Below are 13,133 nucleotides of genomic sequence, written 5' to 3'. Positions count from 1 at the left end.
GCCTCTATCCGCCTTCCGGTCCCCCCGTGCGCGGCTGACGCTGACTGCGTCGCTGGGGAATTGCGGCAGAACGGTGCCCTATGAATTGGGCCTAGGCAACAGGGTTAGTGAACGCTGGTCAGCCGGTCCGGACGCCAGTGCGGCGCCGCGGCGCCTGGCTGACGACCTCGACCCGCGTGACCGAGCCGCGGCCGGCGATCGCAGCCGCCGAGCGCAAGAGGCTTGCGGACAGGGCGGCGGCGTCGAGCCGGGTCCAGTCGTCGGCGACGGTGAAGGGCGAGCGGTGCGCGGCGCGGACCAGGGCGTCGCGCAGGAAGGCGTCCTTGAGGCGCATCGATTCGGGCGTGGCGTGCCCGCCCAGATGCAGGCGTAGCGAGACGAAGACGTAGTTGCGCACCCTTCCGCCGCTGATCACCGGCAGGCCGACCCCGGACATGTTGAAGGCGGGCGCGGCGGTGGATCCGCCGCCGCTCTTGCTACTCGCCAGCGCGGGTCCGGCCGCCGCGGCGGCGGGCAGGACGGCGGAGGCGGCGATGAGGTCACGACGGCGCATTCGGCCACCGTGCCCGCTTCGCCTTGAGATTTCGTTGTCAGCCGTGGGTGAAGCCCGAACGCTCGATCTGGACCGGCTGACCGCCAAAGAGGGCGGCCACGCCCTTGCCGGCCAGAACACGGCCGATCCGGGTCAGGCGGAGGTGCCGTCGGTCGGCCTCGCGACGCAGGGTCTCCTCGTCACCCGGCCGGGCGGTAAAGGCGATCTCATAGTCGTCGCCGCCGGTGACCAGCTTCTCGATGGCCGCCAGTTCGTCGACCCGGCCTTCGAACCAGGCCTGGGCCGCGGCCGAGCGCGGGCAGACCTCCAGGTCGACCTCGATACGCACCCTGCCCGCCTCGGCGAGGTGGCCGAGATCGGCGATCAGGCCGTCGGAGACGTCGATCGAGGCGGTGGCGAAGTCGCGGACCGGACCGCCGAAGTCGAGCCGCGGCATGGGGGTGCGGTAGTGGTCGGCCAAGGCCCCGATCCGCTCGGCGTCCAGCGACAGCTTGCCCTGCACCGCCTGCAGCCCCAGCCAGCCGTCGCCGATATTGCCGGTGACGAAGACCAGATCACCCGGCCGGGCCCCGGCCCGCGGCACGGTGCGGCCCTTGGGCGTCCAGCCCATGAGGGTCAGGGAGAAGCTGGCCGGTCCGGGCGTGACGACGGTGTCACCGCCCAGCAGGGCGACGCCGAACGTCTTCTGGTCTTCCGCGAGGCCTTGCACGAACAGTTCGCGCTCGGGCCAGCCGCAGCGCTCGGACCAGTGGCAGGCCAGGACGTAGCCGAACGGCTCGGCGCCCTTGGCCGCCAGGTCGGACAGGTTCACCCGCAGCAGCTTGCGGGCCACGGTGTCGAGCGGGTCCTCGGGCAGGAAGTGAACGCCCTCGACGATGGCGTCCTTGGTCACCACCAGGTCGAAGCCCGGACGGCTGGGGACCACGGCGACGTCGTCCTTCAGGCCACGGCCCCATTCGGGATGGGCGAGCGGCGCGAAGAGGCGGTCGATGGTCTCGAACTCGCCGGCGACGTCCAGCGAGGGCATCAGGAGGCGCGGACGTCCCGGGCGACTCCGTCCAGGGCGGCGTTGACGAACTTGGCCTCGGCGTCGTCGAAGAAGGCCTTGGCCAGCTCGACGTACTCGTCGATGACGATCTCCTTGGGCACGTCCGGGCGATGGCGCAGTTCCCAGGCGCCGGCGCGCAGCAGGGCGCGCAGGGTCGAGTCGAGCCGCTCCATGCGCCAGTTCGAGGCCAGACGCGCCTTCACGTCCGCGTCGATCTCACGCTGCGCACCGACCACGCCGCGCACGATCTCGGCGAAATAGGCCTCGTCGGCCTCGGCCAGGGGCTGGCCTTCGATGTCGGCGTCGAAGCGATGGTTCGAGAACTCGGTGATCACCGTGTCGACGCCCTCCCCGGCCAGCTCCATCTGGTAGAGGGCCTGGACGGCGGCGAGGCGCGCGACGGTTCGGGCGCGACGCTGGCGGCTGGTGAGACTCGGCTCGGCGCGGGCCTTTTCGGCTTCGGCGAGTTGTTCGAGGACGGATTTGAGGCTGGCGGGTTCGGTCACGAGGCCAGTCCTACGCGCAGGCGCTTGCGCAAGGCAATCAGGTCCAGACATGCGCGGGCCGCGCCGCCGCCCTTATCGCCCTCGCTGAGACGCGCGCGGGCCCAGGCCTGGTCCTCGTCTTCGGTCGTCAGGATGCCGTTGCCGATGGCCACGCCCTTGAGGCCGAGATTGCGGATGCCGGCGGCCGACTGATCCGAAACGATCTCGAAATGATAGGTCTCGCCGCGGATGACGCAGCCCAGGGCGACATAGCCGTCGTAGCGCGGCGCGGTCGGGAAGCGACCAGCCTCTTCGGCCAGGGCGATGGCGGTCGGGATCTCCAGGGCGCCCGGCACCGAGACCACGTCGAAGTCGACGTCTTGCGCGCGTAGGGCGTCCTTCGCCCCTTCCAGCAGGGCGTCGGCGAGGTCGTCGTAGAAGCGCGCCTCGACGATGAGAACGCGGATGGGGTCGTTCACGATTGGTCTTCTCCGTCCATGTCGCGCCAGCCGACAATCCGCAGGCCGTAGCCCTCAATGGCGGTGGGGTTGGGGCGCGTCGAGCTCATGACGATCATGTCGCGGACGCCGAGGTCCAGCAGGATCTGGGCGCCGACGCCGTAGTTGCGGATCGAGCGGTCGACGGCCTTGGGCTTCTCGACCGCGGCCAGGCGCTCGGCCAGGCCCTGCAGATCGGGGTCGCGCAGGAAGACGACGACGCCGGCGCCGTCGTGCTGGGTGATGCTCTTCAGAGCGCTGGGGATGTAGTTCTGGCGCGACTCGACGTGGCCCAGAAGGTCAGCGGCGAAGTCTACCTGGTGCATGCGCACGAGCGTCGGCTTGCCCGGCTCGATCTTGCCGTGAACCAAGGCGACGTGCTCGTGCCCCTCGATGGCGTTGCGGTACAGCATCAGCCGGAACGGGCCGCCATGGACGCTCTCGAACGGCGTGTCCATGACCCGCTCGACGAAGCGCTCGGTGCGGCGGCGATAGGCGATCAGGTCGGCGATGGTGCCGATCTTGAGGCCATGCAGCTGGGCGAAGGCGACCAGGTCAGGCATGCGCGCCATGGTGCCGTCGTCGTTCATGATCTCGCAGATCACGCCCGCCGGCGTCAGGCCGGCCATGCGGCTGATGTCGACGGCCGCCTCGGTGTGGCCGGTGCGGACCAGAACGCCGCCGTCGCGGGCGACCAACGGGAAGATGTGGCCGGGCGAAACGATGTCGTCGGCGCCCTTGGTCGGATCAGAGGCGACCTGGACGGTGCGCGCGCGGTCGGCGGCGCTGATCCCCGTGGTGACGCCTTCCTTGGCCTCGATCGAGACGGTGAAGGCCGTGCCCATGCTTTCGCGGTTGTCGGCGGCCATCGGCGGCAGGCGCAGCTGCTTGGCGCGGTCGGCGGTCATGGCCAGGCAGATCAGGCCGCGGGCGTGCCGGGCCATGAAGTTGATCTGGTCCGGCGTGGCGAACTGCGCCGGGATGATGACGTCGCCCTCGTTCTCGCGATCCTCGGCGTCGACGAGGATGTAGGGCTTGCCGTTGCGGGCGTCCTCGAGGATGTCCTCGATCGGACTGATCGGGCTGTCGTTCATGTTGGCCGCCAATTGCATCATGCGGTCTCCTGCCACCGCGCGAGGTATCGCGCCAGCATGTCGATCTCGAGATTTACCGCATCGCCCGGATTCAGCGACCCGAGCGTGGTCGCTTCCCAGGTGTGGGGGATGATGTTGACCTCGAAACGCTGGCCCTCGACGGCGTTGACCGTCAGGGATACGCCGTCGACCGTGATCGAGCCCTTGGGGGCGATGAAGCGGTGCAGCGGCGGCGGGACCTCGATGTGAACCCGGTGCGAGCCTCCCTCGGGCTCAATGGCCACGACGCGGCCCAGGCCGTCGACATGGCCCGAGACGATGTGGCCGCCGAGTTCGTCGCCCAGCTTGGCGGCGCGTTCCAGATTGACGCGATGGCCCTCGGTCCAGTCGCCCAGGTTGGTCTTGGACAGGGTCTCGCCCGAGACCTCGACAGCGAACCAACCGGGCCCCTTCTCGGTGACCGTCAGGCAGCAACCCGCGTGACTGATCGAGGCGCCGAGGTCGATGCTCGAGACGTCCCAGGCGGTCTCGACCTCATAGCGGCGGTCGCGCGCGGTCTGCTCGACCTTCCGGACGCGGCCGATGTCGGTGACGATGCCGGTGAACATCAGGCGGCGGTCCTTAGGCGGAAAAACGGAGTCTGAATCGTCTGAATCGTCTGAAACCGGTCGGTGCGGCGTCGAAAAAACAGAGTCTGAATAGTCTGAATCGTCTGAAATCGGCCGGCGACGAGCCCGGCGGGGGCGCCCATCACAGTCTCTCGTAGCGTTCCCACAGGTCGTCTCCGACGGACTCGACGCCCAGGCGACGGAACTTGGGTGCGTCGGCCAGCTTTGCAAGCTCGAGGCCGGCGACGCAGGGCCGTCCCTCCCCGCCCAGCAGGATCGGAGCGCGGAACCATTCAAGGCGATCCACCGCCCCAGCGCGCAGGAAGCTGGCGGCGACCTGGCCGCCGCCTTCGATCAGGACAGAGCGGCAGCCGGCATGGGCGATGGCGGCCAGCACGGCGGCGACGGACGGACGACCGTCCTCGGCCTCGACCTGCTCGACGCGGGCGCTGCCGATCGGCGCAGGCACAGCGACTGTGAGGATCAGGGTGTTGTCGACGGCCAGCTTGGCCGTCATCGGCGTGCGCAGGCGACTGTCGAGCACCACGCGGAGCGGCTGGTCCACCGGCCGCCCCGGCAGGCGGGCGGTCAGTTCGGGGTCATCGGCGAGTACGGTCTCGATCCCGACCAGGATGGCGTCATGGGCGGCGCGGAGACGGTGGCCCTCCAGGCGCGCAGCCTCGCCGGTGATCCATTGGGACTCGCCGGACGCCGTGGCGATACGACCGTCGAGCGACGTCGCCAGCTTCAGGGTCACCGTGACCCGGGAGTTTGGGGGCCGCATCAGCGCGGGCCGGTCTCGTCGTCCAGGCCCTCGTCGCCGAGGAAGCGGGCGAAGTCGCCGGTGTGGCGGAAGTCCTTGTAGACGGAGGCGTAGCGGACATAGGCCACCTCATCGACGCCCTTCAGCGCCTTCATGATGAAGTCACCGACGGTCGAGGACGGGATCTCGGTCTCGCCGAGGCTTTCGAGCTGGCGGGTGATGCGGCTGACCAGCTGTTCGATCTGCTCGGGCTGCACCGGCCGTTTGCGCAGGGCGATGCCCAGCGAGCGCTCCAGCTTGTCGCGGTCGAAGGGCGTGCGGCGGCCGTTGCGCTTGAGGATCATCAGCTCGCGCAGCTGGACCCGCTCGAAGGTGGTGAAGCGCCCGTTGCACTGCGGGCAGGAGCGCCGCCGGCGGATGGCCGCGCCGTCGTCTGACGGGCGGCTGTCCTTCACCTGGGTGTCCTGATTTCCGCAGAAGGGGCACTTCATGGGCGCATCATCCGTAGATCGGGAAGCGGTGGGTCAGCTCACGCACTTCCGCGGCGACACGGGCCTGGACGGCCGGATCGGCCTCGTCCGTGCCCTTCATCGAGTCGATGACGTCGGCGATCCAGTGGCCGATCTGCTGGAACTCGCCCACGCCGAAGCCGCGGGTGGTGCCCGCCGGCGTGCCCAGGCGGACGCCCGAGGTGACCGTGAAGGGGGCGGTGTCGAACGGCACGCCGTTCTTGTTGCAGGTCATCAGGGCGTGCTCGAGCGCCGCCTCGGTGGCCTTGCCGGTGACGCCCTTGGGCCGCAGGTCGACCAGCATCAGGTGGCTGTCGGTGCCGCCCGAGACGATGGCGGCGCCGCGCTCGACCAGCACGGCGGCCAGGGCCTGGGCGTTGTCGACGACCTGACGGGCATAGGCCTTGAACTCGGGCTTGAGCGCCTCGCCGAAGGCCACCGCCTTCGCGGCGATGACATGCTCCAGCGGGCCGCCCTGCAGGCCGGGGAAGACGGCTGAATTGATCTTCTTGCCCAGCTCGACGTCGTTCGACAGCACCATGCCGCCGCGCGGACCGCGCAGGGTCTTGTGCGTCGTGGTGGTGACGACGTGGGCGTGCGGCAGCGGGTCGGGATAGACGCCGCCGGCGATCAGGCCCGCGTAGTGGGCCATGTCGACCATCAGATAGGCGCCGACCGAGTCGGCGATTTCGCGGAAGCGCTTGAAATCGATGTGGCGGCTGTAGGCGGACGCGCCCGCCAGGATCAGCTTGGGCTTCTCCTGCTCGGCCATCTGGGCGACGTGGTCATAGTCGATCAGGTGGGTGTCCTCGGTGACCTTGTAGGTCACGGGGCGGAACCATTTGCCGGACTGGTTGGCCGGGGAGCCGTGGGTCAGGTGGCCGCCGGCGGCCAGGTCCATGCCCAGGAAGGTGTCGCCCGGCTGCAGCAGGGCCTGGAAGACCGCCTGATTGGCCTGGGCGCCCGAGTGCGGCTGGACGTTGGCGAAGGCGCAGTTGAACAACTGCTTGGCGCGGTTGCGGGCGAGGTCCTCGGTCACGTCGACGTATTCGCAGCCGCCGTAATAGCGACGCCCCGGATAGCCCTCGGCGTATTTGTTGGTCAGGACGGAGCCCTGGGCTTCCAGCACCGCCCTAGAGACGATGTTCTCCGACGCGATCAGCTCGATCTGCTCCTGTTGGCGGCGCAGTTCGCCCTGGATGCCGCCGAAGATGTCCGGATCGGCCTCGGCGAGAGTCTTCGAGAAGTAGGCGTCGTGGGTGAAGGCGGTCACTGGGAATCCCCGTCGTATGGTGGGGACCATTTAGGCCGACGGGGGCGGCGCCACAACATCTAGTGGGTCAGCGCGACAGAAGGGCCCGTTTCAGCTTAGCCAGGGCGATCCGCTCCAGGCCGCGCGGCTCGGCGGCCGGGCCGATGGCGGTGACTTCGACGCCGGTGGCGACATGGATGGCGGCGCACTTCAGATAGGGACCGTTGCGGGTCATCTCGACAATGACTTCGCCGAGGTCGGGGTCGGTGTTTGTCATTGCTCCCCCTTCCCGCCGCGAACGCAGGGCTCCAGTATTTTGGGTGACACGCTGGACGGAATGCTCCGCCGCACGCAAGTCCTGATACGCCAGCGTCACGCTGGACCGGACTGGATCCCCGCGTCTGCGGGGATGAGCGGAATGGTAGTCAGGCCACCGCCGGAAGGCGCGCCACGTTGCAGTGGGTCCACAGGGCGTCCATCGCCTTGACCAGATCGTCCATCATCGCGTCGGTGTGGTTCGGCGACGGGGTGAAGCGCAGGCGTTCGGTGCCCTTGGGGACGGTCGGATAGTTGATCGGCTGGACGTAGACCCCGTACTGCTCGAGCAGCATGTCCGAGATCATCTTGGTGTGGACCGGGTCGCCGACGAAGACCGGGACGATGTGGCTGACCGACTCCATCACCGGGATGCCGGCCGCCTTGAAGCGGGCCTTCAGGGTGGCGGCGCGCTCCTGATGAGCCTCGCGCAGCTCCGGATGTGTCTTGAGGTGGCGGACCGAGGCCAGGGCGCCGGCGGTCAGGGCGGGCGGCAGGCTGGTGGTGAAGATGAAGCCCGAGGCCCAGCTGCGCACGGCGTCGATGATCACCGCGTCGGCGGCGATGTAGCCCCCCATGACGCCGATAGCCTTGCCGAGGGTGCATTCGACGATGTCGATCCCGTCCAGCACGCCGTCGCGCTCGGCCACGCCCGCGCCGGTCGCGCCGTACAGGCCGACCGCATGGACCTCGTCGAGGTAGGTCATGGCGCCGTACTTCTTCGCCAGGGCGATCGTCCCGGCCAGGTCGGCGATGTCGCCGTCCATCGAATAGACGCTCTCGAAGGCGATCAGCTTGGGCGCATCGGCCGGGGCGTCGCGCAGCAGCGATTCGAGGTGCTCGAGGTCGTTATGGGCGTAGATGTGCCGCTCGCAGCCGCCGTTGCGGATGCCGGCGATCATCGAGGCGTGGTTCAGCGAATCCGAGAAGATGATCAGCCCCGGCAGGATGCGCTGCAGGGTCGTCAGGGTGGCCTCGTTGGCGACGTAGCCCGAGGTGAACAGCAGGGCCGCTTCCTTCTGGTGCCACGATGCCAGTTCGGCCTCGAGGTCGACCGCGGAGCGCGTCGTGCCGGAGATGTTGCGGGTGCCGCCGGCCCCGGCGCCGGCCGCGTCGGTCTCGGCCTTCATGGCGTCGAGCACCGCCGGGTGCTGGCCCATGCCGAGGTAGTCGTTCGAGCACCAGACCACGACGTCCTGTTCGGACCCGTCCTCCCGACGGCGGATCGCCTTCGGGAACTGGCCGCGCACGCGCTTCAGGTCGGCGAAGACGCGGTAGCGCCCCTCGCCTTTCACCTGCTCGACGGCAGTCTCGAATGCGGCCTTGTAGTCGTACAATTCGGTCTCGTGCGCCCGGATGGAACTGGCGCGGGTTTTGCGCCCGGCCTCCGCGAAAGTCTATCAGACGAACGGGTTAAATCGTCGCAACATCTCAAATTGATAACGGTTCTCAGTTGCGATTTGCAGGTGATCGCCGTTCCGAGAAATGGACGTGCGCTCAGTCCCTCGGCAGCTCGTCCAGCTTGCCGCGCAGCATCTGCAGGATGGCCGAGAAGTCGCGGCCGCCGTAGCCGAGACCGTTGAACATCTGGAACAGGGCCTCGGTCTGGGCGCCCAGCGGGGTCGAGGCGCCGGACTTGGCCGCCGCGTCCTGGGCCAGCTTGAGGTCCTTGAGCATCATGGCGGCGGCGAACCCGCCCTCGTAGTTGCGATTGGACGGGGCGGTCGGGACCGGCCCGGGCCACGGGTAGTAGGTGGTCGTCGACCAGCTCTGGCCGGAGGACTTGGCGACGATGTCGAACATCTTCACCGGGTCGAGGCCCAGCTTTTCAGCCAGGCCGATGGCCTCGCAGGTGCCCAGCATGGTGATGCCGAGGATCATGTTGTTGCAGATCTTGGCCGCCTGCCCGGCGCCGTGGTCGCCGGCGCGGAAGGTGGCGCGGCTCATCGGCTCCAGCGCCGCCTCGATGCGGGCGAAGTCCGGCTCGTCGCAGCCGACCATGAAGGCCAGGGTGCCGGCGTCGGCGGCCATGGTGCCGCCCGAGACCGGGGCGTCGGCGAAGGCGTAGCCGGCCTCCTTGGCCAGGCCGGCCACCTTGCGGGCGGTGTCGACGTCGATGGTCGAGCAGTCGAGCAGCAGGGCGCTGGTCGGGGCCGCGCCGATGATCTGCTCCGAATAGACCTTCAGCACATGCGGGCCGGCGGGCAGCATGGTGATGACGACATCGGCGTCCTTGACCGCCTCGACGACCGAGCCGACCGGGGTGCAGCCGTGCTCGGCGGCGCGGTCCAGGGCCGCCTGCGACAGGTCGAAGGCCGCGACCCGGTGGCCGACCTTGGCCTGGTTGGCCGCCATGCCCCCGCCCATGTTGCCGAGGCCGATGAAGGCGATCTTGAGGGTCATGGCGTCTCTCCCGTTTTGATTTTCGGGAGGGTTAGCCGGTCGCCGCCCGCCTCGCCAGTAGGATTACTCCGGCTTCTTGAAGCGCAGCATGAACTGGCTCGTCTTGCCGCGGATCGACGGGTCGAAGACGTTGGTCGTCCGCGGGTCGGACGGCTGGGCCAGCAGGCTGCTCTCGCCGTCAAGGACGAAGCCGGCCGCCGCGACCTCCTGCTTGACCGCTTCGATATCGATGCGGTGGAGGCTGTCGGCGACCGAAATGCCCGAGCCCGCCACGGCGTCATGGTCGATGATGACGTACAAGCCGCCCGGCTTGAGCGCCGCGAAGGCCGCCGCATTGACCTTGGAGGCGGTGTCGGCGGCGAAGGGGTCCAGGTGCAGGTCGTGGTAGTTCTGCGCCGTGAAGATCAGGTCCAGACCTTGCGGGAAGTTCGGGGACCCGATCGGCGAGCGGACGCCGTCGACGTTGGCCAGGGCGTCGGCCGCGGTCAGGCTGGCGCCATAGTCAGCCTCGAAGGCGATGAACTCGTCCGGCTGCCAGGCGGTGACATGGCCGTCCGGGCCGACGGCGGCTGAGAAGGCGCGGGTGAAGTAGCCGCCGCCGATGATCATGTCGGCGACCTTGTCCCCCGGCTGGACCTCGGCGAAGGCGAGCGTCTCGGCGGTGTGGCGCGTCGCGTCGCGGGCCTTGTCCTCGGCGGTCCGCACCGGATCGGCGAGGGCCGCCGCGTAGGCGCCCGGCGCCGGGGTCTGGGGCGGGGCCGCAAATCCGGCGGCGGAGAAGGCGAGAACGGCCGAGGCGGCCAGCACGAGGGTACGACGCATGACGGAACCTCCCTTGGCGCATATGCGCGAGGGCGGGACCATAGACCCGTCAGCCGTGTTCGTCAGCGGGGCTTGCGGAAGCGGTAGACGAACTGGTCGGTGCGGCCGCGGATGGCCTCGTCGAAGACGTTGATGGTGCGGTCGTCGGCGGTGTTCACCAGGGCGTTCGATTCGCCGTCGAAGACGAAGCCAGCGGCCTCGACCTCGGCGCGCAGCGAGGCGCCTTCGATGCGGTGCAGGCTTTGCACCTCGGTGTGGCCGGTGCCGGCCCGGCCCGAGTGATCGATGACGACGAACAGCCCGCCCGGCTTGAGCGCTTGATAGATCGCCCGGTTCATTACGTTCACATCGGTGTTGAAGGCCGGGATGTGGAAGTCGTGGTACTCCTGGCTCATGAACACCACGTCCAGCGGCTCAGGGAAGCTCATGGTGTTCAGGTCGCCGTTGACGCGCACGACGTTCGGATAGGCCCCGACGAGGATGTCGGCGCGCGGGTTCTCGCGCTCGGCGGTGCGGTTCGGCACGAAGGCGTAGACCTTGCCGTCCTCTCCGACCGTCCTGGCGAACAGACGGGTGAAGTAGCCGGCGCCGGGGCGGATGTCCGCGACCTTGTCGCCCGGCTCGATCATGGCGAAGGCCAGCATGCGGTCCGGGTGGCGCAACGGGTCGCGAGCGACCTCGTCGGCGGGGCGCAGCGGATCACGGATCGCCTGGGCCTGGACCTCGGCGACCGCCATCGCCGCATAGGTGTCGTTGGCCATCCGGTCCTGACGCCCGGCCCACGGGTCCGAATTGCAGGCGCTCAGCAGGACGGCGGCGGCGGCGAGAACGGTCAGATTGCGCATGAATGAGCTCCCGGTTTCGGAGACCACAGCTACGCCTGTTCTGTGCCAGTGCAACCCCCTTCACCGTGCATCCCGGCGAATGCCGGGTTGCAAGGGGGATAGACGCTTTACAGCGGCTTCCACTCCTCGCCCGCCGGCAGCGGGGCGAACAGGGCGTCGAGGTCGGCGTCGGTGACGCCCGACAGGTCGGCCGGGGACCATTTCGGGGCGTTGTCCTTGTCTACGACGACGGCGCGGACGCCTTCCTGGAAGTCAGGGGTGCGCACCATGCGGCCGCCGAGGCGATACTCCATCGCCATGTTGTCGGCGAAGGTCTCCAGCTTGGCGCCCGTGCGCAGCTGGCGCAGGGAGACCTTCATCGACTGCGGCGACTTGGTCTTGAGCACGGCCAGCTGGGCCAGGGCCCAGTCGGAGCCGTCGGCCTCGAGGGCGGCGAAAATCTCCTCGACGGTGTCGAAGGCGAACAGGCGGTCAATGGCCTCCAGATGCGCTTCGACCGGCGCCTCGCCGGCGTCCTCCTCCAGCCCGTCGGCGACGTCGATCGGATAGGCCGGGTCAGCGGACAGGATGGCGCGGAAGGCGTCCACGGTCTCGCTGGTCATGTAGTGGGTGTGGATGCCCAGGAAGACGGTGTCCGCCGCCTTCAGCCGCGCGCCGGTCAGGGCCAGCCAGACGCCGGTCTGGCCGGGCAGGCGCGGCAGGAACCAGCCGCCGCCGACGTCCGGGAACAGGCCGATGCCGGTCTCGGGCATGGCGTAGGTGGTGCGCTCGGTGGCGATGCGGACGTCGGCGGGCTCGGAAATGCCGACGCCGCCGCCCATGACGATGCCGTCGACGATGGCCGTCACCGCCTTCGGATATTCGAACAGCAGGTGGTTGAGCTTGTACTCGGTGTCGAAGAAGGCCTTGGCGGCCGAGGCGTCCCCTGCCCCGCTCTCGGCGATCATGCGGATGTCTCCGCCGGCGCAGAAGCCGCGCTCGCCGGCGTGGTCGATCAGGATCGACTGGACCGCGTCGTCCTCGCGCCAGGCGACCAGCGCCTCGATCATCGCCTCGCACATGGCCCGGTTCAGCGCATGCAGCGCCTTGGGCCGGTTCAGGGTGATGCGGCCGACGCCGGATTCGATGCGGGCGAGGATTTCGGGTTCTTCGGTCATGCGCGGCTGATACGGCGGCGACGGCGAAGGGTCCAGCCTCAGTCGCCGTCAGGGCTTGGGCGTGATCCGCATGTCGTACGGCACGAACATCGCCAGCTCGAGCGGACCGGACTGCACCCAGGTCAGGGTGTTCGACATGCCGCCGACATCGACCGCGTAGCCGTCTCCGAAGATCGCCGCCGTGCGCCGGGCGTCCTCCGAGATCGCCTGCAGAACGACGGGGCGGTACTGCATCGGATTGACGATCGACAGCTGCCACGAGCCGTAGATTTCGACCAGCGACCTCCCGGACGTGTCGGCGCTCTCGACGAAGCGCTCGATCCGGCCAGATGCGCTGTCGAGCGTGTCGTCGGCGCGGATCGGGGTTTTGACGATCAGGGTCGCGGTGCTGGTGTCCGAGCGGTCGTCGTCGACGCCGAGCGTCAGGGTCGAGACCATGTCCTCGGTGAAGGCCACCAACTGGCCGTCCTCGACTATGCTCAGGGCGATATCCGGCTGGCTCCCGGCCGCCCGGGCCATGCTGCGCAGGGTCTGGATCAGTTCGGCGCGGCGGCCTGCGGCCTCGCGCGTGTCGTTCACGACCTGAATCGTGACGATCAGATTGTCAGCGCGGCGCGTCACGGTCACCGCAGGCGGCGCGACGGCGGGCTGGTAGTCCCTCTGCATGCGTGTCCCGGTGACCACGATCTCGTTGAGTTCGGTCTGGTCCTGGGCGAACGCCGGCGTTGCGAGCAGCGCAGCGGCGGCGATGGCGACGAGCATTTTCATGTGGTGTCCTCCCG

15 protein-coding genes and 1 pseudogene are annotated in these 13,133 nt (G+C 68.9%); all 16 read right to left on the bottom strand.

All coding sequences use genetic code 11. The features are described 5' to 3' along the window. Positions 1-118: 118 nt before the first annotated feature. The 16 genes and pseudogenes from ASC65_RS03570 to ASC65_RS03495 all read right to left on the bottom strand — a co-directional run bounded on the left by ASC65_RS03570 (position 119) and on the right by ASC65_RS03495 (position 13,119). Positions 119-553: a hypothetical protein gene (locus ASC65_RS03570; protein WP_056449611.1), complete on the bottom strand. Its 435-nt coding sequence runs from the start codon at positions 551-553 to the stop codon at positions 119-121. Between the two features lie 37 nt (positions 554-590). Beyond that, positions 591-1,580, bottom strand: a complete 990-nt coding sequence (gene thiL, locus ASC65_RS03565) for a thiamine-phosphate kinase (protein ID WP_056449610.1) — start codon at positions 1,578-1,580, stop codon at positions 591-593. After that, positions 1,580-2,107 (bottom strand): transcription antitermination factor NusB, encoded by a 528-nt coding sequence (gene nusB, locus ASC65_RS03560; RefSeq protein WP_056449608.1) that lies wholly within the window; start codon positions 2,105-2,107, stop codon positions 1,580-1,582. The genes thiL and nusB overlap by 1 nt, the downstream gene beginning before the upstream one ends. After that, a complete protein-coding gene (gene ribH / locus ASC65_RS03555) occupies positions 2,104-2,568 on the bottom strand; it encodes a 6,7-dimethyl-8-ribityllumazine synthase (protein ID WP_442854118.1) in 465 nt (154 codons plus the stop codon). The genes nusB and ribH overlap by 4 nt, the downstream gene beginning before the upstream one ends. Continuing rightward, entirely contained in the window at positions 2,562-3,698 is a 1,137-nt protein-coding gene (ribB, locus tag ASC65_RS03550) for a 3,4-dihydroxy-2-butanone-4-phosphate synthase (protein WP_056449604.1), read from the bottom strand. Before ribB ends, ribH begins: the two co-directional genes overlap by 7 nt. Then, on the bottom strand, positions 3,695-4,285 hold the full coding sequence (locus tag ASC65_RS03545) for a riboflavin synthase (RefSeq protein ID WP_056449602.1): 591 nt from the start codon (positions 4,283-4,285) through the stop codon (positions 3,695-3,697). Before ASC65_RS03545 ends, ribB begins: the two co-directional genes overlap by 4 nt. A 142-nt stretch (positions 4,286-4,427) precedes the next feature. Then, positions 4,428-5,069: a RibD family protein gene (locus ASC65_RS03540; protein WP_056449600.1), complete on the bottom strand. Its 642-nt coding sequence runs from the start codon at positions 5,067-5,069 to the stop codon at positions 4,428-4,430. Next, positions 5,069-5,539 (bottom strand): transcriptional regulator NrdR, encoded by a 471-nt coding sequence (gene nrdR / locus ASC65_RS03535; protein ID WP_056449599.1) that lies wholly within the window; start codon positions 5,537-5,539, stop codon positions 5,069-5,071. Before nrdR ends, ASC65_RS03540 begins: the two co-directional genes overlap by 1 nt. 7 nt (positions 5,540-5,546) lie before the next feature. Next, positions 5,547-6,860, bottom strand: coding sequence for a serine hydroxymethyltransferase (gene glyA / locus ASC65_RS03530; protein WP_200939779.1), 1,314 nt, complete (start codon positions 6,858-6,860; stop codon positions 5,547-5,549). A gap of 37 nt (positions 6,861-6,897) precedes the next feature. Further along, positions 6,898-7,086 carry a DUF6898 family protein gene (locus tag ASC65_RS03525; RefSeq protein WP_056449595.1) on the bottom strand — a complete coding sequence of 63 codons (189 nt, stop codon included), beginning with the start codon at positions 7,084-7,086 and terminating at the stop codon, positions 6,898-6,900. A gap of 148 nt (positions 7,087-7,234) precedes the next feature. After that, positions 7,235-8,461, bottom strand: a complete 1,227-nt coding sequence (hemA, locus tag ASC65_RS03520) for a 5-aminolevulinate synthase (RefSeq protein WP_056449594.1) — start codon at positions 8,459-8,461, stop codon at positions 7,235-7,237. A gap of 160 nt (positions 8,462-8,621) precedes the next feature. Continuing rightward, a pseudogene (mmsB, locus tag ASC65_RS03515) lies at positions 8,622-9,542 on the bottom strand (3-hydroxyisobutyrate dehydrogenase); the annotation flags it as partial. Positions 9,543-9,590: 48 nt separating this feature from the next. Further along, positions 9,591-10,349: a class I SAM-dependent methyltransferase gene (locus ASC65_RS03510; protein WP_056449591.1), complete on the bottom strand. Its 759-nt coding sequence runs from the start codon at positions 10,347-10,349 to the stop codon at positions 9,591-9,593. Positions 10,350-10,411: 62 nt separating this feature from the next. Then, positions 10,412-11,194 carry a class I SAM-dependent methyltransferase gene (locus ASC65_RS03505; RefSeq protein ID WP_056449589.1) on the bottom strand — a complete coding sequence of 261 codons (783 nt, stop codon included), beginning with the start codon at positions 11,192-11,194 and terminating at the stop codon, positions 10,412-10,414. A 107-nt stretch (positions 11,195-11,301) separates the two neighbouring features. Then, positions 11,302-12,351, bottom strand: a complete 1,050-nt coding sequence (locus ASC65_RS03500) for an enoyl-CoA hydratase/isomerase family protein (RefSeq protein ID WP_056449587.1) — start codon at positions 12,349-12,351, stop codon at positions 11,302-11,304. A 48-nt stretch (positions 12,352-12,399) separates the two neighbouring features. Continuing rightward, positions 12,400-13,119: a hypothetical protein gene (locus ASC65_RS03495; protein ID WP_056449585.1), complete on the bottom strand. Its 720-nt coding sequence runs from the start codon at positions 13,117-13,119 to the stop codon at positions 12,400-12,402. Positions 13,120-13,133: the final 14 nt, after the last annotated feature.

The sequence above is a fragment of the Brevundimonas sp. Root1279 genome, assembly GCF_001425945.1.
In the GTDB taxonomy this organism is placed as follows: Bacteria; Pseudomonadota; Alphaproteobacteria; order Caulobacterales; family Caulobacteraceae; genus Brevundimonas.
This window is presented reverse-complemented; position numbering and strand designations above follow the sequence as displayed.